The following is a 20969-nucleotide window of genomic DNA, read 5'->3' as shown; positions in this document are numbered from 1 at the left end:
TATGACAAAGAGAGCAGGAATTCATTCCCGCAACGATCTTATTTTCAATATGGTGAATGGTACCATTTTGAGCATGATTCTGTTAATTGTATTGTTTCCCCTGATTTATACTCTCAGTGCCTCGTTTTCGGATCCGAAGATGGTAACTGCCGGAAAATTATATTTCCTGCCGGTGGGATTCAACCTGGATTCCTATCGTGAAGTATTTAAAAACCAGGATATCATGATCGGGTATCGGAATACCTTGATTATTACACTTACCGGGACATTGTTGAATATGATCCTGACGGTCTGCGGTGCCTATCCGTTGTCACGAAAGGATTTTTATGGCCGTAACGTGCTGATGAAGCTGTTTTCCTTTACCATGTTTTTCGGCGGAGGGATCATCCCCCTGTTTCTGGTGGTACAATCCCTGGGCCTGCTGAACTCCTGGGCTTCCCTGATTCTGCCCAGTGCCGTCTCCACTTATAATCTGATCATTATGCGGACCTATTTTGAAAATTCCGTGCCTTATGAACTGCAGGAAGCCGCCTATATGGACGGATGCTCCAATACGGGGATTCTTTTTAAGGTGGTGCTTCCCCTTTCCGGGCCGGTTCTGGCTGTTCTTTCCCTTTATTATGCCGTAGGATACTGGAATTCCTATTTCAGTGCCATGATGTATATCAATGATCGAAGCAAATATCCGCTTCAGCTTTTCCTCAGGGAAGTGCTGGTAATGAATCAGGCGCAGAATATGATGGATTCCTCGGCGGAGGAAATGGCGCGGCAGGCCATGCGGGCAGAGACCATAAAATACAGTGTCATTGTTGTCTCCAGCGTGCCAATGCTGATTCTTTATCCCTTTGTACAAAAGTTCTTTGTGAAGGGAGTGATGATCGGAGCATTAAAAGGTTGATGCCAATTGATTTTTGTTCTGCCGGTAAAGTTTACAATGATTGGGAGGTTGGAAAAATGAAAGGATTCCTGCGCAAAGGAAAGAAAGGTATTGTTCTGCTTCTGCTGGCCGTTCTTTTATGCATTGCATTGGCAGGCTGCGGGAAACAAACAGGAGGGAAAAGCAAAGCCGCAGTAAAAGTGAACCCGGATGGTTTCCCGATAGTGGACAAAACGCTCAAGCTGAAAATTGTCACCATGCAGACGCCGGTTCAGAAAGATTTCAATGATATGGTCATTCTAAAGGATTATGAAAAGAAGTCCAATATCGATGTGGACTGGGTCTGTATTCCGCAGGAATTTGTGGCGGAGCGGCGGAACATCATGATGGCTTCCGCTGAGGAACTTCCGGATGCCTTTTTCAAAATGCAGTTTCCGGCAACGGATATTTCCAAGTATTCCAAACAGGGACTGATTTTGCCTTTGTCTGATCTGATCGATCAATATGCACCGAATGTCAGGGCAGCCTTCAAGAAGTGGCCGGATGTGGAGAAAGGACTGACTATGCCGGACGGGAAAATCTATTCCCTTGGATATATTCTTGGCGCCCCGGCGATTACCAGCGGTCCCAAGTTGTTTTTCAATTCGGAGGCTCTCCGGAAGGTGAATAAGGAAGTACCGACGACTTTGGATGCGTTTGTTGATGTATTGAAAGCTTTTAAAGATCTGGACTATAACGAAAATGGAAAAGCGGATGAAGTGCCGTTGACCTGTTCCGATTATGGCGGACTGGAAGGGATATTGAAAGGCTCGTTTGGTTTGGGCACACGCGGAAGTGCACATGGAAATGTAGATGTGGATCCGGACACCAGCGAGCTGCGATTTATCCCCACGTCCGAAGGATACAAACAGCTGCTTCAGTTCATGCATATGCTTTATCAGGAGCACCTGCTGGATCAGGAAATATTCACCATGGATATGCCCAAGCTGATCGCCAAAGGAGAGGAAGGGAGAGCTCTCTGTTACGCTTTCGTCAATCATTCCGTCATCGGTACCAAATACAGTGAAAAGAGTGTGGGTTTGGAGGCGCCTCTGAAAGGCCCCAACGGGAATCTGTTGTGGAATAACTCCGGTCCGGCACTGTCCGGTTTCGGACATTTTGTCATTACGAAAAAGAATCCGAATCCTGAGGCAACGATGCGCTGGGAAGACTATTGGTACAGCGATGATGGAATGCGGGAGTATTTCATGGGGGTAAAGGACAAAACCTATTATGTGGATGACAACGGGAATTACGAGTATACGGATTATGTCATGAAAAATCCGGATGGGATCATGTTTGAGCAGGTCCTGGGTGCCTATGTTCCCTGGGCAGGCGGAGCCAATCCTTCCATCGCCGGTGACAAGTACTTCAAAGGCGGCGAGATGCAGCCAATTACAAAGGCCAGTGCGGATAAACTGTATGAATATCGTCCCAAAACCATATGGCCGGGCTTTGTATGGGAAGACAAGGATACGGACGATATGGCTTCCATCGCCACGGATCTCAGTACTTACATCAATGAAAACCGGGCTCTTTTTGTGACAGGCAAAAAATCCTTTGACGAATGGGACGATTATGTAAAGGGATTTGACAACATGCGTCTGGATCATTATATGAAGGTGTACAAAGATGCAGCGAAGCGATACGGGTTTAAAGGATAACGGCGCTGGTGAAAAGTGAAAAAGGATTTGAAGTCGATAAAAAGGCGGCAATTTTGAAAGGCTGGTGCAACCGGCCTTTTTTTCTTTACTTTGAAGAACATAAATGATAAAATTTTTTTGGCACAATTGTGCATTGCTGTACATATTGCCACAAAAAAACCGGGAGGGGTTGGATTTGAATCAAGTGAAAGGGCATCTGCTGCCTTGGAAAGATGTCAGGATAGAGGATGAATTCTGGTCTCCGTATACGGATCTGGTGAGGGAGACCATTCTTCCCTATCAATGGGAGGCGCTGAATGATCGGGTTCCGGACGCTCCGCCCAGTCATGCCATACGCAATTTCCGGATTGCGGCAGGTTTGGAGCAGGGGGAATACGAGGGACTTGTCTTTCAGGACAGCGATCTGGCAAAATGGCTGGAAGCGGTGGGATACAGTCTGGCCGTCTACCCGGATGAAAAACTGGAGGCAACTGCTGATGAAGTGATCGATCTGATCAGCAGGGCGCAGCTGCCGGATGGTTATGTGAATACGTATTTTATCCGGAAGGAGCCGGGCAAAAGATGGACCAATCTTTGGGAATGTCATGAACTTTATTGCGCCGGGCATATGATGGAAGCTGCTGTGGCATATTATCAGGCGACGGGGAAAAGAAAATTTCTGGAGTGCATGTGCCGGTTTGCGGATCATATTGATTCAGTTTTCGGCCCGGAGCCCGGCAAGCTGAAAGGTTACCCGGGTCATGAGGAGATTGAGCTGGCTCTGGTCAAGCTGTATCATGTCACCGGAGTGAAGCGGTATCTGGATCTGGCTGCCTTTTTCATCAATGAAAGAGGAAAGCGTCCCTATTATTTTGACCTTGAAGCCGAGAAAAGGGAGAGCAATCTCTGGTCCCCGAAAGGGCGCAGGCCTTCCGACACTGCGGATTATAACCAATACCGCATCCCGGTCCGGGAGCAGAAGAAGGCAACAGGTCACGCCGTCCGTGCGGTGTATCTGTATTCCGGCATGGCCGATGTGGCTCTGGAGACCGGAGACAGGGAGTTGAAGGAAGCCTGCAGGATTTTGTGGAACAATATCGCCTTCCGGCAGATGTACATTACGGGAGGGATTGGCTCCACCGCTCAGGGGGAAGCGTTTACCCTGGACTATGATCTGCCCAACGATACGGCATATCAGGAGACCTGTGCCTCCATTGGCCTGTTTTTCTTTTCCCATCGGATGCTGGCCCTGGACAAAGACGGGAAGTACGCGGATGTCATGGAGCGGGCTCTTTATAATTCCATCCTCAGCGGGATTTCGCGGGACGGGAAACGGTTTTTCTATGTCAATCCGCTGGAGGTTTGGCCGGAGGCCAGCGAAAAAGATCCTGGAAAACGACATATCCTGCCAGTCCGCCAAAAATGGTACGGCTGTGCCTGCTGCCCGCCCAATATTGCCCGCCTGCTTTCTTCCCTGGGAGGATATGTGTACGATGTGGAGGAGGATACGATCACGGTTCGTCTCTATATCGGCGGGGAATTTCAGGCGAAAATCGGAGACGTCCCCGTTATCCTGGTGCAGACAACGGATTATCCCTGGGATGGCAAGGTAACGATTCAGGTCAAGGGAGTATCCGAAAAGCGATTTACCCTGGCTTTGCGGCTGCCGGGCTGGTGTCCCAAAGCAGACCTGAAGGTCAACGGTGAGGAATGTTCCATCGGTTCCCGGCGGCAGAAGGGCTTTGTCCGTCTTGACCGGATATGGACGGATGGGGACCTTGTGGAATTCTGCATGGAGATGGATCCGCAGCTGATTCAGGCACATCCCATGGTGCGTGCCGATGCAGGCAGGGCGGCGATTCAGAGAGGTCCGCTGGTATATTGCCTGGAGGAGACAGACAATGGCAAGAATCTTTCTTCCATTTCCATACCTTCGGATGCCCATCTGGAGGCTTTCCGGGATCCGGGGCTTCCGGGGAAGGCTGTGGCTATCCGGGCAGAGGGGTACCGAACCAATGAATCCTCATGGAAGGAAGAGGAATTGTACCGTCCTTTGTCCCGAAGCGAGAAACATATTGGAATCAAGGCTGTGCCTTATTTTCTGTGGGGCAATCGGGAACCGGGGGAAATGCTGGTCTGGCTTCGGTATCAATGAGGCAAGCCGTTTCATGCAGTAAAAGGCACTGCAATTGCAAGGCAGAGGTGATAGCAAAGATGGGTGATGAAGATCGCGAGAGGTTGGAACAGGAGAAAGGGAAACGGATTCGTGCAAGAGTCTTTCGTACCATTCCGTGGATATGCGGTTTGATACTGGTACTTCTGTTGACCGGCCCTTTTGCCTTTTTGCACGATGATCCGATCTCTCCGAAGGAGCTGGTGAACTATGCGCCGAAGAACGAATGGCTGGCGGCCTTGTTTATGATTGCCCTCTATGCTTTCAAGTCCATGGTGTTTGTGATACCGATTCCCCTGCTCTATATCTCTTCCGGGCTGATTTTCAAGCCGGTTCGTGCTTTCCTGATCAATGTGCTGGGCATGATAACCTGCACGACATTGCCCTATTGGATTGGCCGATACTCCGGCGGGGGAGTGATGGAAAAGATATTGAAGAGGTTTCCGAAAATGCAGGTGCTGGACAATTTAAAAAGGGGAAACGAGTGGTTCTTTTCCTTTATTGTACGGGTGATCGGCTTCCTTCCTTGTGATGCCGTCAGCATGTTTATGGGGGCTTGCAAGGTGGATTTCAAAAAGTATATTACCGGAACAGCTGTCGGAATGCTGCCCGGTTTGATTTCCATTACCATGGTGGGAATCACCATAACCAACCCCCATTCCCCGGAGTTTTTGTTTTCCTGTATCCTGTCGGTTACGCTGTCCATTGCTTCCTTTGTTGTATACTGGGTGTATACAAGGCTGCGGAATACCCGCACTTCTTCATCCTCTTCCGATCATGCGGAATACGGAAAAGCCGATACCGGGCCGGATCACCAGGAGGAGAACCGGACGGGGAAAAAGCCGTGAGAAGCTGAAGCTTCGGACGCATCTGTTTGATATGGTATAATGAAAGAGAGAAGACGATTGCCTTTTATCCGAGTATAGATCATATAGATCATCCGGTTGGAAAAGGGATTCCGGAGTATGGTATGGGGTGAAAGACAAGGATAAGGGAGTCAGGAGAGTACCGTGTTCAATATATTGGTTGTGGAAGATGACAGAAATCTGAACAAACTGATTTGTGCTGTGCTGAAGCAGAACGGCTATCATGTTTTTCGGGCCGAGGATGGGGAAGAGGCATTGTTCCTTCTGAGTCACGAGCACATTGACCTGGTTGTTTCCGATATCATGATGCCGAATATGGATGGATTCCGGTTGACGGAAGAACTGCGCAAGGCAGATTACAATCTGCCCATTTTGATGGTGACGGTCAAGGACAGTTTTGAAGACAAGCAAAGAAGTTTTCTGTCCGGAGCGGATGATTACATGGTAAAGCCCATCGATCTGAATGAAATGATTCTGCGGGTAGGAGCGCTGCTGCGCCGTGCCCAGGTTTCGAATGAGCATAAACTGGTCATTGGAGATGTGGAGCTGGATTATGATACACTGATCGTTTCCCGGAATGGTGAGAGCATCGTCCTTCCTCCCAAGGAATTTTATTTGCTGTTCAAGCTGCTTTCCTATCCAAAGCAGATTTTTACCCGACGTCAGCTGATGGACGAAATCTGGGGAGTGGATTCGGAAGCGGATGAACGCACCGTGGACGTTCATATCAAAAGGCTGAGGGAACATTTTGGGCCCTGGCCGGAGTTCGATATTGTCACCGTAAGAGGGCTTGGTTACAAGGCGGAGAAAAAGGTATGAGCCGGAAAGGGATGAATCTGAGAGTCAAACTGTCCCTTTTGTTTCTTTTTATCATGGCTTCCGCTTCTTTTAGTTCCTATGTGGCTTCGGTTCTGATCACCAACCGTTCTGTACAGAGAGACATCCGGGAGGGACAGGTACAGATTGCGGAGGTTATGCAGCAGCTGCATCAGAAGACGGACTTGTCCATGGATGAGCTGATCCGGTTATCCGGCAATCCTTATCATCGGGTAAGAAAAAGGAACGGGACCGGCGGATTGAAGCTGACGGAGCGGCAGAAGCAAGCCCTGGACAGGAAGGAAACTGTATTTCTGTGGGAAGATTACATCCTGTCCGGCAAGACGCTGTTTTATCTTGAAGATAATCTAATAGAGATCAGCATGCGGGGACACAGCAGCATTTATTTCCGGACAGAGCTGCGAAAGGGACTGACTTTGCTGTTCAGCGTTCTGATCGGAACGATTATGATCATCATGGGAAGCAAGCATGCACTGCGCGGTATACATGCGCTTCATGATGCAACCGGGGAAGTGGCAAAAGGCAATTTTGACGTCAAGGTAAAGAAATGTTCCGATGATGAAATCGGGGAGCTGGCGGATGGCTTCAATAAAATGACGTTAGAATTAAAAAGCATGGAGATGCTGCAGAAGGATTTTATTGGAAATGTTTCCCACGAATTCAAAACCCCTATTTCCTCCATCCGGGGTTTTGCAGAATTGATTCAATCCGGAGAGCTGACCGATGGGGAAAGGCAGGAGTATGCGGGGATTATCCGGGAGGAAACCGAACGTCTTTCCAGGCTGACATCCAATATCTTGAAACTGTCCAAACTGGAAAATCAGGATATCCTGTCCGAAAGCAACCTCTTTGCACTGGATGAGCAGATACGGCGTGTTATTTTGCTGCTGGAACCGGAATGGAGCGGAAAAAATATCCGGTTCGACCTTCATCTCAATGACATCATGTTTTATGGCAATGAGGAAATGCTGCAGCAGGTCTGGCTGAATCTGATGGAAAATGCCATTAAATTCTCCCATCCCGGCGGCAGGATCATCATCCGGCTGTATCATACCGGGACCAGCATCAAGGCAACGGTCCGGGACGAGGGAATCGGCATGGATCCGTCCACACGGGAGCGTATTTTTGACAAATTCTATCAGGGGGATACCACCCGTGCATCGGAGGGCAATGGTCTTGGCCTGGCACTTGTAAAGCGCATTGTGGATCTGTTCGGCGGGAACATTGATGTGGAGAGCCAAAGGAGAAAGGGATCCGCCTTTTTCATTGAGCTCCCGGATTGAACGGATGCAACCGGAAGGAATGCATGGAGGAAAAGGAAAGGCCGGCGGATGGCCCGATACCAACGGCGGGGCAGGAATACCCGGGGGATGAACCACCAAACGGCACAAACAGTCGACGGAAAAGTCCCGCCTGAAGATCAGACCTTGGATTTTACGGAACATATATATTCCGAAGGAGTCATCCCGGTGGTCTTTTTAAATACGTTGGAAAAGTAGTGGATGGTGCTGAAACCGAGCATCTCGGAAACTTCCGTAAAATTATATCGTTCTTCCCGGATGAGCTGCTTTGCCCGTTCGATTTTTAAATACCGATAGTGCTGGATGATACTGATACCCACTTTTTCCTTGAATAAATCCTTGATCCGGGTGCGCCCCAGGCAAAATTTCCTGCAGAAATCATCAATGGAAAGGTTTTTATCAAGATTTTCGTTCATATAGGCGATGATCCGATTCACAAGATCCTCTTCCACCCGGTGTCGGGTGGAAGAGGATACCCGGGCACTGTTCTCAATGGCAGTATTGTTTCGGATCAGAGTGATGAGCAGCATCTCCAGATACAGGGATATGAGCTGTTGGGAGGCAAAGGGCCTGTCCGGCCGGATCCGATCGGCATGGACTCTTTTGTCCAATGGATCGGAAAAGCAATCGGACCGTTCCCGGATGATTTTGGCCAGGAGATCCTTTCCCTCCTGGTCCACTTTCAGAATCTTGTTTTCAAAGAATTTCATTGCCGGGCTCCTGCAGATAAAGGAAACGACAATCAGGTTGGGTGCCGTTTTTCCATCTGCCCATATGCTGTGAAATTCGTTGGGTTTGTGGAAAATCATCTCTCCCTGCTCCAGCTCATAACCTTCTGCGTCAGCCATGACCTCTGCCTTTCCCTTGTCAACATACAAAAACTCCCAGAAGTTATGGGCTTCCCCATGGAATACATAATCCTTGGCATATTCAAAATAGAACAAGGTAATGATGCTGTTGATTTCGATCTCCCTGTTCAAGGGAACTTCCGGATAGCTGACCGTTGGGTAATCTTTTGGTATCATAAATAACTCTGTAACTCCTCTTCATTCTGCCCGTTGATTTCAGGTGCATCCTGCTGCAGGAAATTCCATTTATCCCGCCGCAGGGAAGTCGTTTTCATTGATTGGGTTCTCAAATATCGTATCAAAAGCTATGCATGAAATCAAGTTGACTTTCCGTTTCGTTTATGTTATTACTATATACGTTGCTTGTTTAGCGTTTGTAAACATTAAGTTTAGTGTTAAGAGACTGGATGGACGGGATGATTATGAAAATTGGTCAGAAAATCAAAGAGCTTCGGATCCGGAACGGATTGACCCAGCAGGAACTGGCAGATCGGTGTGAGCTGTCCAAGGGCTTCATTTCACAGGTGGAAAGGGAGCAGACCTCTCCGTCCATTGCGACGCTGATGGATATTCTGGAAAGCCTGGGGACCAATATCCGGGACTTCTTCAATGAACAGATCGATGAAAAAATTGTGTTCAAGAAGGAGGATGTCTTCAGCCTGGAGAACGGGGAACTGAGCCATATCATTCACTGGATCATACCCAATGCGCAGAAGAACAGCATGGAGCCCATTATTATGGAGCTGCTGCCGGGCGGTTCTTCCAAAATAGACGGTCCCCATGACGGGGAAGAATTTGGCTATGTGCTTTCCGGGTCGGTAATTCTTCATCTGGGAAAGCTAAGCTATCGGGTGCGCAAAGGTGAGAGCTTTTCGTTCAAGCCTTCCATGAGTCATTTTATCACCAACGCTGCCAGGGGAAAGTCCCAGCTTTTGTGGATTTCCACGCCGCCGACTTTCTGAAGAAATGCAACTTCTATTTGTTCTTGGAAATGGGGGAATCTGAAATGACTAATGATGTGATACTGCAGCTGGTGGATATTTCAAAGTCCTTTGGGGATACGCCTGCTCTTGTGGATATGAATCTGTCCATACGAAGAAATGAATTTGTTACCCTGCTGGGACCCAGCGGCTGTGGGAAGACGACAACCCTGCGGATTATCGGCGGGTTTGAGGATGCGGACAGCGGCGATTTGTTGTTTGAAGGGGTGAACATCAATGATCTGCCCGCCTATAAGAGAAAGGTGAACACTGTTTTTCAGAAATACGCTCTTTTTCCGCATATGAACGTGTTTGAGAACATTGCTTTTGGTCTCCGTATTCAGAAGATGGATAAAAAGCAAATTGGGAAAAAGGTGGAGCGTATGCTCCGGCTGGTGAATCTGGAAGGCTACGGGAAGCGTTCCGTTGATTCTCTCAGCGGCGGCCAGCAGCAGAGGGTGGCAATTGCCCGGGCCCTGGTAAACGAGCCGCAGGTGCTGCTTCTTGATGAGCCTCTGGGTGCGCTGGATCTGAAGCTGAGAAAGGAAATGCAGCTGGAGTTGAAGGACATGCAGCAGTCCCTGGGGATTACCTTTGTGTATGTTACCCATGACCAGGAGGAAGCCCTGACGATGTCCGATACCATTGTGGTTATGAACAACGGGGTGATCCAGCAGATTGGCACTCCGGAAGACGTTTACAATGAGCCGAAGAATGCCTTTGTCGCGGACTTTATCGGAGAGAGCAACATACTGGATGGGGTAATGAATGAGGATTTCTTGGTCACTTTTATGGGCCGGAAATTCAAATGCGTGGATCAGGGCTTTGCCAGAGACGAAAACGTGGAAGTCGTCATTCGTCCGGAGGATATCAGGGTGGTTCCCGCCAACTGCGGAATGCTCGGGGGAAAGGTATTGTCTGTCACGTTCAAGGGAGTTCATTATGAAATGATGATAGAAAGCAAAGGAATCACCTGGATGGTCCACAGTACCCTGATGGCCGGAGTCGGCAAGGAAGTGGGACTGGACATTCATCCGAATGATATCCATATCATGAAAAGGGGGCGAACGGCATGAAGCAGCGTTGGATGGCATATCCGTACATTGTATGGATGATCCTGTTTATCGTTGTTCCCCTGGCACTGGTCGTGTTCTACAGTGTGACGGTTCAATCGGGAGCCGGCATCCGGTTCACCATGGAAAATTTTCGCCGCTGTCTGGATCCCATTTATATCAAAGTGCTGATCCGCTCTGTTGTACTGGCGCTGATCAGCACAGGGGTCTGTCTCTTGCTTGGCTATCCTGTTGCCTGGATTCTGTCCGGAAAGGAATACAGCAAAAAGAAGATCCTGTATCTTTTGATTGTGCTTCCCATGTGGATGAATTTTCTGCTGCGGACCTATTCCTGGATGACTCTGCTGGAGCGCAACGGGGTCATCAATTTCCTGCTGACCCGGCTTCATCTGCCGCCTCTCCATATTCTCTACACAGATGGCGCAGTTGTTCTGGGGATGGTCTATAATTTTCTTCCATTTATGATCCTGCCCATTTATTCGGTTCTGTCCAAACTGGATGGCAGTATGATTGAGGCGGCTCAGGATCTGGGCGGGGATGCCTTTACCGTATTCCGGCGGATTATCCTGCCGTTGAGTCTGCCGGGCGTGGTTTCCGGGATTACCATGGTCTTCATGCCGGCAGTGACCACTTTTGTTATTTCCAGGCTGCTGGGAGGCGGACAGTTCATGCTGATCGGCAATTTAATTGAGCAGCAGTTCCTGTCTTCCGGGGATTGGGGCTTTGGATCCGCCTTGTCGGTTATCATGATGCTGCTCATCCTTTTGAGTATGGGGATTATGCAGCGGCATGAGCAGGAGAGCGAAGGAGGTGTGCTGTGGTGAGCCGCTTTTTGAAGAAATTCTATGTGAGTCTGATCTTTGCATTCCTTTATGTGCCGATTCTGGTATTGATTCTGTTCTCGTTCAATGCCTCAAAGTCCAGGGCGCATTGGGGAGGCTTCACCTTAAAATGGTATGTGGAACTGTTTCAGGATCAGCAGATACTGTCTGCCCTGAAGTATACGATTCTGATCGCAGTATTGTCCTCTGCCATTGCCACATTGATCGGACTGGCAGCTTCCATCGGGATATTCAGCATGAGAAAGGCACCGCAGGAGATTCTGCTGAATCTGAATTATCTTCCCGTGCTGAATCCGGATATTGTGACCGGTATCTCCCTTATGGCACTGTATATTTTCACCAGAATGCCTCTGGGATTTGTGACCATGTTGCTGTCCCATATTACCTTCAACATCCCCTATGTGATCCTGTCCATATTGCCGAAGCTGAAGCAGATGAACCGGCACCTGTATGAGGCAGCACAGGATCTGGGAGCTACACCTGTGGTGGCTCTCCGAAAGGTGATTCTGCCGGAGATCATGCCGGGAGTGGTGGCGGGTTTCCTGCTGGCGTTTACCCTCTCCCTGGATGATTTCGTCATCAGTTTTTTCACGACAGGCAGCGGAGTTTCCAACCTGTCCATTTTGATCTATTCCATGGCAAGACGGGGGATCAGCCCCAAAATCAATGCATTGTCCACTTTGATGTTTTCCAGTGTGCTGCTGCTTTTGCTTCTGGTCAACTGGCTGACATCCAGGGAAAATCCGGAAAGGAGGAATAAGATTGGGAAAAACAAGGAAAATGGTTCTTATCTTACTGACACTGGTCATGATATCTAGCTTTGCCGGATGTGCCGGCGGTTCGGGCGGGAAGGGCAGCAGGAAGTCCATTACCGTCTATAACTGGGGGGACTATATCGATGAGTCCGTAACAAAGGATTTTGAGAAGAAATACGGAATTCATGTCACCTATGAGACCTTTGCCACCAACGAGGACATGTATGTAAAGCTGAAGGCCGGAGGGATTCACTATGACGTCATTTTCCCCTCCGATTATATGGTGGCCCGGCTGATCCGGGAAGGTATGCTTCAGAAGATTGATCTGAAAAAGATTCCGAATTACAAATATATCGGAGAGGAATATAAAGATCTGGCGTATGACCCGGATAATGAGTATTCCGTTCCTTATATGTGGGGAACGGTGGGAATCCTTTACAACACGACCATGGTAAAGGAACCGGTGGACAGCTGGGACATTCTCTGGGACAGGAAATATAAAAAGAATATCTTTATGCTGGACAGTCAGCGGGATTCCATAGCGGTTGCCCTGAAAAAGCTTGGATACTCCCTGAACACAAGGGATAAAATGGAACTGAAGGCAGCCCGGAAGGAATTGATCCGGCAGAAGCCCCTGGTCCTGTCCTATCTGGGTGATGAGGTCAAGGACAAGATGATATCCGGAGAAGCAGCGATGGCGGTGGTCTGGTCCGGGGATGCCGTTTATACGATGAAGGAGAATCCGCATCTGGCCTATGCGGTTCCGAAGGAAGGCACCAATTTGTGGTACGACGCCATGTGTATCCCAAAGTCCAGTAAAAACAGGAAGGAAGCCGAGGCTTTCATCAATTATATGAACGATCCGGATATTGCCCTCCGGAATACGGAATATATCGGCTACTCCACGCCCAACACCGGTGCCTTTGAGAAACTGGACGAAGAGACAAAAAGCGATGCGACGGCTTATCCTGATAATCAGTCCCTGAAAGACAGCGAGGTATTTGAGGACTTAAGTGATATCATCAGTACCTATAACCGTATCTGGGATGAAATCAAGGCGGCCCAATAAGCAAAGGCAGCCAGATAAGCAAAGCAGCCCAATAAAAAGCGGGAAAGGAATCATGACATGAATCATGACGCGGACAGGATCATTGAAATATCCGGCCTGAAGAAATCCTATGGGGCGGTTCAGGCCATTAAGGGAATCGACTTTTATGTGGAAAAAGGTTCGTTTTTTGCCTTTTTAGGGCCCAACGGGGCAGGGAAGTCCACCACAATCAATATCATCGGAACGTTATTGCAGCCGGATGAGGGGGAAGTATTCCTGGACGGATATGCACTGGGGCGGGAGGACGACAGGATCCGTGCCCTTGTCGGAACGGTCTTTCAGGACCATATACTGGACGATCTGCTGACGGTAAGGGAAAACCTGATGATTCGCGGGAGCTTCTATGGGTATCAAAAAGAAGACCTGGCGGCCGCGGTGGACGATGCGGCGGAAAGTGCCGGGGTGACCGGCTATCTGGATCGTTTCTACGGCAAATTGTCAGGAGGTCAGAAAAGAAGAGCCGATATTGCACGGGCATTGGTACATGCCCCAAAGATTCTGATACTGGATGAGCCTACAACGGGTTTGGATCCGCAGACGCGGCAGAGTGTATGGAATGCCATTGCACAGTTGCGGGAAGAAAAGAATATGACCATCTTCCTTACGACGCACTATATGGAAGAGGCGGAGAAAGCCGATTATGTTGTTGTGATCGACAAGGGGGAAATCGTCGCCAAAGGGACTCCCGCTCAGTTGAAAGAACAATACAGCATGGATCGGCTGATCCTGCATGCGAAGGATGCGGGTCCTGTCCTGGATATTCTAAAGCCTTTCGATTTGCCCTGTGAGGTACGTGGGGATACGGTTTTCATCCGGCTGGAGTCCACCATGCAGGCATTGCCCCTGCTGGATCAATGCAGGGACAGGATACAGGGATTTCAGGTGGTGGAAGGGAACCTGGATGATGCATTTATTCAGATTACCGGAAAGGAGATACGGGAATGAAATATCTGGTCAAGCGCAATTTGCTGATTTTTTTCCGGGACAGGGGCAGCGTGTTTTTCTCCCTTCTTGGCGTTTTGATTATCATCGGGCTGTATGTCCTGTTCCTGGGGGATATCATGGTGAAAGACCTGGGAGATCTGCCGGGCGCACGGTTTTTGATGGACAGCTGGATCATGTCGGGACTGCTGGCCGTTACTCCGGTTACCACTTCCCTGGGTGCCATGGGGGTGGTCATTGAGGACAAAAAATATGGAATGTACAAGGATTTTGCAGCTTCGCCCATAAAAAGGAACGTCCTTTATGGTGGATATCTGATCAGCGGGTTCCTGATCAGTTTGATTTTGTCCCTGGTGACCTTTTTCCTGGCCGAGATTTATATTGTAATATATGGGGGGGAGCTTTTGGCGGCTGCTGCTGCAGGGAAGGCGCTGGCCATGATTCTCCTGACCACGGCATCTTCCGGCATCATGATGTTCTATATGGTATCCTGGTTCAAAAGCGTCAATACGTTTTCAGCTGCCAGCACCGTAATCGGTACATTGATGGGGTTCCTTACCGGCATCTATATTCCTGTCGGGGCACTGCCGTCCTCGATACAAACGGTTGTCAAGCTGTTTCCTCCTTCCCATGCGGCGGTTCTTTTTCGCAGAATCATGATGGAGCAGGCAGAAAGAATCACGTTTGCAGGTGCCCCTGCAGAAAATCTGGAGGCATTCCATCTGGAACTGGGAGCAGCCTTTCAGGTGGGGAAAAAGGTCCTGAGCCCAGCTGCAAGCCTGATCTATATTCTGATTTTCTCAGGTCTTTTCCTGATCCTTACAATGATAAAGATTACCAGGAAGGAAAGATAAAGAACATCGGGATGCGGACAGCATCTACATATGGGCAAAATCAGGACATGCAAAGCCAGTGCATGGCGATCCGGGAGACGATCCGGACACTGAGGGAAGACAAAAAAGGGAAATGGACCGAGAATACAGAATGCTGAACAGAGAAACAGGAAATTCCAACAAAGGAACAGCAGGAGAATGAAAACAAAAGGAGGATGACAATGAAGGCTATTGTGTTTCTTGCAGATGGATTTGAGGAAGTGGAGGCCCTGACAACGGTGGATTATTTACGGCGGGCGGGGATTGAAGTGGATACCGTATCCATTGCCCGGAGCAGGGAAGTAAAAGGCGCGCATGATATTTCCGTGTGGGCGGATCAGACCATGGATGGGATCGAAGGGATCGGATCCTTTGACGGAGTCATCATCCCCGGAGGAATGCCCGGAGCCTCCAATCTGCGGGATGATGCGCGGGTAATCAACATCGTGAAGAAAGCATATGAAAATCACAAACTGGTCGCTGCCATCTGTGCCGGTCCCATTGTCCTGAAGAAAGCCGGAATCATGGAAGGAAAAAAGATTACCTCCTACCCCGGATTTGAAAAACAGCTGTCCGGCGGAATTTATCAGGAACAAAGTGTGGTTCGGGACGGCAATCTCATTACGGCAAGGGGTCCGGCACTGGCTGTGGATTTTGCGGTGGAAATCGTAACGTATCTTCTGGGAGAGAAGAAGGCCAGGAAGCTGAAGGACGGGATATTGTACCAGGTGTCATAAACAAAAAAGCAGACAGAGCCCATGCCCTGCCTGCTTTTTGTTCCTGCTTTGCTTGCCTTCGCCGGAATCGCATGATTTATTGAGGCCTGCGGACAAAAGCCCCTTCCTTCATGATAACTTCCATATTGTTCACGGCAATGGAACGGATATTGTTCAGAGGATTTCCGCTGATGACCAGAAGATCGGCGGATTTATTCTCTTCCAATGTGCCGGTGATATCGCCGACTTTCAACATTTCGGCACCGATTTTGGTTGCAGAAACGATGGTATCCATTTCGGAAATGCCGGCCCGCTCCACGAACGAATACATTTCTCCGATTGCTGTGATGCCGTAAGGTGTCAGGCTGGAGCAGAAGGAATCGGAGCCGATGGTCAGTCCGATGCCCTTATCCCTGGCTTTGCGCAGGTTGGCATAGACCCGGTTCAATTCTTTTTCTGCCACGGTCTTTCCGGGGTATTTGTCGTGCACCTCAGGAATATAAGGAGGGGCATAGGTCTTGAACCATTCGTTCAGGAACTGAATCGTGGGGCAGAAATAAATTCCCTTGTCCGACATGATATCCAGGCATTCGTCGTTCAGTGCCTGTCCATGGATGATCAGATGAACGCCTGCCCTGGCAGAATCCAGTGCGCCGCCATAACCCTCCGCATGGCTCCATACCGGAATGCCTACCATGTTGCTCTCATCCACGACTGCCTGGATTTCTTCCAGGGTGTAGTGCTGATCCAGTTTCTGATCCCAACGCCATACACCGCCGCCGGTAGACCAGATCTTGATGGCGTCCGGATTGTCCCGCAGCCTGCGGCGTACTGCCTTGCGCAGATCCCAGGGCCCATCCACCCGTTCTGCCCACGGATGGGATTCATCGTTGTACCAGCTGGGTAATCTGTGGCTATCGCCATGTCCGCAGGTTCGGCAGAATCCCAGTCCTGCAGCAACCACTCTGGGGCCTGTCATGACGCCGGCTTCGACCATGTCCCGGATTGCAATTCCGGAGCGGGAGATCTCCCCTACGGTGGTCAATCCTCTTTCCAGGCATTCATGGGCCTGCTGTACTGCCACTACGGTTTTCTGAACCGGGTTTTCCAGCACCCAGTCGCTGTCATTGTCGGTGAGATTGCCTGAGAAATGCAGATGCGTATCAATTAATCCAGGCATAATCGTTTTTCCGCTGATGTCCACGACTTTGTAATCCTCACCAAACTTTTTTGCCGGTCCGGCGTATTTTATCTTTTTGTCGTCCACCAGGACCAAAGAGTTCCTGATGGGTTCCGCGCCGGTTCCGTCAATCAGCAGACCGTTTTTAAAAGCAATTTTACTCATAACGACTCCTCCAATTATTTATTGTTGTTTTTCATGCAGCCTGAGACTTGTTCCCCTTTTTGTTGCTGATGTACATCAGGATCATTCCGATCAGAAGCCATCCGATTACAATGCTCCATTCCACACTGTTCAAAGCTGCCGGGCTGAACGGCAGAATCATCAGCAGCACGATGATGGCGCCTGCAATACAGGCCAGGGCAATACCAAACTTCCCGCCGGGCACTTTATAGGGCCGCGGCAGGTCCGGTTCGGTTTTGCGCATTTTCATGCACGCAAAGGAAACCATCATGCAGGAAAAGATAAAGGCCAATGCCGAAACATTGGTAAGGGGAACCAGCATTTTTTTACCCAGGAAAGGCCCTGCCAGTGTCAGAATGGCCAAAACAGCGTTGGCTGTCCTGGGAGCGCCTGTTTTTTCATCCACTTTGGCAAAAGTGGCAGGCAGCTGCCCCTTTCGGCCCATGGCCAGCAGAATACGGGATGTGGCACCGTAGAAAGAGTTCATCGGTCCCATGGGTCCCAATGTGGCAATGCACAGCATCACTACATACAGAATCATGTTGATGCTTTTCAGACATGCCAGTGCCGGTACGGAAGCCTTGACGAACTTTGTCCAGGGGATAATGGTGCCGAACGAATAGATGCAGATCACATAGAATATCCCGGAGGCAAGCAGTGCCATACCTATAACCCTGCCGAATTTGTGCCAGTCCAGTCCCTCGGAAGCTTCCTCCGCCTGCTGCGGGATGGTGTCAAATCCGGCATAGAAAAATGGGGTCATCACCAATACAGAAAGAATTCCTGAGAGCAAACCGGTTCCCTTTGTGGAAGCGGAAGGCCCCATGGCACGGGTGAATACAGGCAGTATGTTCTTCGGGCTGCCCTTGATCAGGGAGATAACCATTGCCACCAGCATGCCGGTCAGCAGTGCCTTTGTCAGGAAGGACTGCAGCTTTGCAGCGCTGGAAGCCCCTTTGAAGTTCAGCAGGATCACATAGACTGCTGCTGCCACTGCCAGAATGGTGGGAATCAGATATACATCCGCTCCCAGGATGGTATACAGCTTTACGCTGCGCAGAAAGGGCAGAAGGTCTCCGAACATTTCAGAAATAAGAGTGGAAATTGCGATTGCCTCCCACGGGCAAAGGATTCCGTTTCCCAGGACCAAAAACCAACCGGTGATATAGGAAGCATTTTTCCCGAAGGTACGGTCCACATATTCCACAATTCCGCCCGATATTGGAATGGCCGATGTCAATTCACCGAAAACCGCGCCGATCGGCAAAAGGAAGAGGGCGCCTATTAAAAATGCTACAATTGCTCCAATTGGTCCTCCACCCAGAATAATCCAGTCTCCTACCAACAGGACCCACCCCGTACCGATGATGGCCCCAAACCCGATGGTAAAATAATTCCACAGGGAGAGTGTCTTTTTCATACCGGGTGTTTCGGATGGCTGATTTGATGATTTCAATACTCAGGTCTCCTTCTCTGTAAAATGAAGTCATTTTTTGCACAAAAAAATACAGCGAACCGATAATGTAATGTTTTCTATATTTAAAATAAAAAGGCAGGCCTGCCGAAAACATTAAAAAAAGGGTCGTCGTATCTTGTTTGCACAACGTACCCAATTTTATATCTGTAATGATGAATTGTCAAATTTCATCTGTTATATGATAGCGTCAATTTACTGTAGGGAAAGAAAGAATAGAGACATCCTGAAATATTCTTCTAGCAACAGTGGCCTTGATTGATTTAATTAATTTTAACAGCAATCAATCTTGTCAGCTGCATTTATTCCACGATCTGCTTGACAACGAGCCTCTGCCGGTGTGGCTTACGGCAGATGTCGGCAGCAGCCATCTCTAACAGCGGGATAGGCTTTGGAGCGGTTGCTGCCGTACCTCAATGCTACCACACCGACTTCTCGTTATCAAGCAGCTTTCGCGGCATAAACGCTTGATCTATGTCGTCCCGGCTATTTCTCCTTACGAAGAACGAAAACGCCATAACGAGCTTTATGAAGGGCCTAATAGCGTATTCCGGCCATACTCCTCATCTCATTAAACAGCCCTGTCTTTTTCCCCATGGTAATTACAGTTGGGCTGCTACTCCATGAACCAGCATATCTGCTTTCTGATGATTTCCTTACTTCCTTGATTAACTCATCCTGCAATTCATGTTTCCTGTTCTCCTTCTCCTTAAGCTTCTGTGCCATAACCAGGTCATAGATCCTGCCACCATTTTTCTTATATACGATAAGTTTGGACATCCTGGCAACACCTTTTTCAGACCATCCCTTAGGCCTGCTGCTTAGCCTGCTTGAAAACACATGGCTTATATGACCTTCGGCACTGCATCCTATCAGTTCATGGTCCTTATCAGCCTTTATTTCTATTCCATGCCAGTTATTCAATATGTACCGTCTGGCATCCTTAACTGCCTTCCTCTTCGTTTTGGAAACCGTTTGTTTGAGGATCTTCTTGAAAACATCCTTGACCATGTCCTTGTCCGGCCAATCCAATGCATCCTTCAACTCCTGATAGATGTCTCCATCGTTTAAGTGTGCAGTCGCAGTTATCATATATTTCTTAAGATGAAAATTGTCCAGCACAAACTTGCTTTTGGGAATCCAGTCAAGCCCGGCCTTAATCCATGATGCCCCATCCCCGGAAAGGTATATGGTTTCAATGAAATCCATGTTGTACTGCTTGTCTATATATTCTATGACCTCCAGCCACAGATCCTCGCTCTCATCATACATGCCGCCAAAATATTTAACGTTTTTAAGCCTGGTCCTTGTTTGGCTGCTTTTTTCGGGATCTACGCCTTCATGAACATAAACCAGCCTGGGCATAGCTATCTTGCTTTTATCGTCTTCTCCCTGCAGGGAAACATGATCTTCATCTGCTTCAACATACAGTATCCTGACATCCCTCTTCTTGTCCACCTTATGCTCATGTTCGCTGATCTCAAGGTTATGTATTTTATCCATAACAGCCTGCTTGCTTATTTCGTCCATATATCCGGCTCTTTCTCCACCTTTCCTGTAGCTGCTGTCTATGGCCTCTTCCACCACATTGATCACCACATCCGCACTCACTCTGTCATGTGGCTTAAGACCAACAAGCTCATCAACGAGATATTTCCTTTTGCCACCACTCTTTGGCTTAAAATACGTTCTATTATACTTGATCGTTCCAAAGGTCGTTAAGATCCCTGTCTCATCTTTCCTGACAATCTCCCAATTGTTTTTCCTGACCCCGGACTTTCGAAGCTGTTCATCCATCCCCTCAAGAGTCTCCACCAGTATATTCCGACCAAGTTCAAACAGATCCTCCTGCAGCCCCAGAGTCAGTTCCGCCAGATCCTTACCTTCCCTTAAAAATTCTCTTACCTTATTTTCTGTTTTTCTTGCAAACTCGTTAAAATCTTGTATACTGTACATGGAAGGTGGCACCCTTTCTTGATATTTTTGTTGATGATCAATATTTTAGCAGGATGCCACCTTCTTTTCAATCCTTATGGTAATTTATTACTCTTAATCCCTACGGTAACTTTACGCTAACCTGTTATATGATTGTTATGTTTATCGGCATTCAGAGGCTGTCTCAGGGAAGATATGCCTTCCTTTCATGTTTTCTCTCATTTTATCTTTCTTTATATCCCGTTTCTGATTCTCCTCATCTATAAGACAGGACTTGTAAGACAGGACTTGTAAGACAGCACTTGTCGGTATTTCGTTTTTCATA

Annotated in this window: 18 protein-coding genes; 14 read left to right on the top strand and 4 right to left on the bottom strand. The window is 48.7% G+C overall.

Annotated features, from left to right (window positions below; all coding sequences use genetic code 11):
• Position 1 precedes the first annotated feature (1 nt).
• The 6 genes from QBE55_02510 (at position 2) to QBE55_02485 (ending at position 7718) form a co-directional block, all read left to right on the top strand.
• Positions 2 to 898 (top strand): carbohydrate ABC transporter permease, encoded by an 897-nt coding sequence (locus QBE55_02510; GenBank protein WZL79059.1) that lies wholly within the window; start codon positions 2 to 4, stop codon positions 896 to 898.
• Between the two features lie 56 nt (positions 899 to 954).
• The gene (locus tag QBE55_02505) at positions 955 to 2580 is read left to right on the top strand and encodes a hypothetical protein (GenBank protein WZL79058.1); all 1626 of its coding nucleotides are present in this window, start codon (positions 955 to 957) and stop codon (positions 2578 to 2580) included.
• A gap of 175 nt (positions 2581 to 2755) precedes the next feature.
• Entirely contained in the window at positions 2756 to 4714 is a 1959-nt protein-coding gene (locus QBE55_02500) for a glycoside hydrolase family 127 protein (protein WZL79057.1), read from the top strand.
• 59 nt (positions 4715 to 4773) lie between these two features.
• Positions 4774 to 5580, top strand: coding sequence for a TVP38/TMEM64 family protein (locus QBE55_02495; protein ID WZL79056.1), 807 nt, complete (start codon positions 4774 to 4776; stop codon positions 5578 to 5580).
• Between the two features lie 162 nt (positions 5581 to 5742).
• Positions 5743 to 6417 (top strand): response regulator transcription factor, encoded by a 675-nt coding sequence (locus tag QBE55_02490; protein ID WZL79055.1) that lies wholly within the window; start codon positions 5743 to 5745, stop codon positions 6415 to 6417.
• Positions 6414 to 7718 carry a HAMP domain-containing sensor histidine kinase gene (locus QBE55_02485; protein ID WZL79054.1) on the top strand — a complete coding sequence of 435 codons (1305 nt, stop codon included), beginning with the start codon at positions 6414 to 6416 and terminating at the stop codon, positions 7716 to 7718. Before QBE55_02490 ends, QBE55_02485 begins: the two co-directional genes overlap by 4 nt.
• A 137-nt stretch (positions 7719 to 7855) precedes the next feature.
• Here the strand turns inward: QBE55_02485 and QBE55_02480 are convergent, their stop codons facing one another.
• Positions 7856 to 8761, bottom strand: a complete 906-nt coding sequence (locus QBE55_02480) for a helix-turn-helix domain-containing protein (GenBank protein ID WZL79053.1) — start codon at positions 8759 to 8761, stop codon at positions 7856 to 7858.
• A 245-nt stretch (positions 8762 to 9006) separates the two neighbouring features.
• On the opposite strand from QBE55_02480, the gene QBE55_02475 reads away from it, so the two are divergent.
• The 8 genes from QBE55_02475 to QBE55_02440 all read left to right on the top strand — a co-directional run bounded on the left by QBE55_02475 (position 9007) and on the right by QBE55_02440 (position 15893).
• Positions 9007 to 9546 (top strand): XRE family transcriptional regulator, encoded by a 540-nt coding sequence (locus tag QBE55_02475; GenBank protein WZL79052.1) that lies wholly within the window; start codon positions 9007 to 9009, stop codon positions 9544 to 9546.
• A 29-nt stretch (positions 9547 to 9575) separates the two neighbouring features.
• Complete coding sequence (locus QBE55_02470) at positions 9576 to 10640, top strand: ABC transporter ATP-binding protein (protein WZL79847.1); 1065 nt, start codon at positions 9576 to 9578, stop codon at positions 10638 to 10640.
• Positions 10637 to 11461 carry an ABC transporter permease gene (locus tag QBE55_02465; protein ID WZL79051.1) on the top strand — a complete coding sequence of 275 codons (825 nt, stop codon included), beginning with the start codon at positions 10637 to 10639 and terminating at the stop codon, positions 11459 to 11461. The genes QBE55_02470 and QBE55_02465 overlap by 4 nt, the downstream gene beginning before the upstream one ends.
• Positions 11455 to 12297 carry an ABC transporter permease gene (locus QBE55_02460; protein WZL79050.1) on the top strand — a complete coding sequence of 281 codons (843 nt, stop codon included), beginning with the start codon at positions 11455 to 11457 and terminating at the stop codon, positions 12295 to 12297. The genes QBE55_02465 and QBE55_02460 overlap by 7 nt, the downstream gene beginning before the upstream one ends.
• Positions 12287 to 13303: a spermidine/putrescine ABC transporter substrate-binding protein gene (locus QBE55_02455; GenBank protein ID WZL79846.1), complete on the top strand. Its 1017-nt coding sequence runs from the start codon at positions 12287 to 12289 to the stop codon at positions 13301 to 13303. Before QBE55_02460 ends, QBE55_02455 begins: the two co-directional genes overlap by 11 nt.
• A 57-nt stretch (positions 13304 to 13360) precedes the next feature.
• Positions 13361 to 14287 carry an ABC transporter ATP-binding protein gene (locus tag QBE55_02450; GenBank protein ID WZL79049.1) on the top strand — a complete coding sequence of 309 codons (927 nt, stop codon included), beginning with the start codon at positions 13361 to 13363 and terminating at the stop codon, positions 14285 to 14287.
• Positions 14284 to 15138, top strand: a complete 855-nt coding sequence (locus QBE55_02445) for an ABC transporter permease (GenBank protein ID WZL79048.1) — start codon at positions 14284 to 14286, stop codon at positions 15136 to 15138. The genes QBE55_02450 and QBE55_02445 overlap by 4 nt, the downstream gene beginning before the upstream one ends.
• 194 nt (positions 15139 to 15332) lie before the next feature.
• Entirely contained in the window at positions 15333 to 15893 is a 561-nt protein-coding gene (locus tag QBE55_02440; GenBank protein WZL79047.1) for a DJ-1/PfpI family protein, read from the top strand.
• 76 nt (positions 15894 to 15969) lie between these two features.
• Here QBE55_02440 and QBE55_02435 read toward each other — a convergent pair whose 3' ends face one another.
• From QBE55_02435 to QBE55_02425, 3 genes are all read right to left on the bottom strand, one after another.
• Positions 15970 to 17217, bottom strand: a complete 1248-nt coding sequence (locus tag QBE55_02435) for an amidohydrolase family protein (protein ID WZL79046.1) — start codon at positions 17215 to 17217, stop codon at positions 15970 to 15972.
• Positions 17218 to 17248: 31 nt separating this feature from the next.
• Positions 17249 to 18655 (bottom strand): APC family permease, encoded by a 1407-nt coding sequence (locus QBE55_02430; protein WZL79845.1) that lies wholly within the window; start codon positions 18653 to 18655, stop codon positions 17249 to 17251.
• A gap of 591 nt (positions 18656 to 19246) precedes the next feature.
• Positions 19247 to 20665, bottom strand: a complete 1419-nt coding sequence (locus QBE55_02425) for an ISLre2 family transposase (protein ID WZL79045.1) — start codon at positions 20663 to 20665, stop codon at positions 19247 to 19249.
• Positions 20666 to 20969: the final 304 nt, after the last annotated feature.

Source organism: Eubacteriales bacterium mix99, from assembly GCA_038396605.1.
In the GTDB taxonomy this organism is placed as follows: Bacteria; Bacillota; Clostridia; order Caldicoprobacterales; family DTU083; genus UBA4874.
Note: the sequence above shows the minus strand (reverse complement) of the source record. Positions and strands in the feature narration are given on the sequence as shown.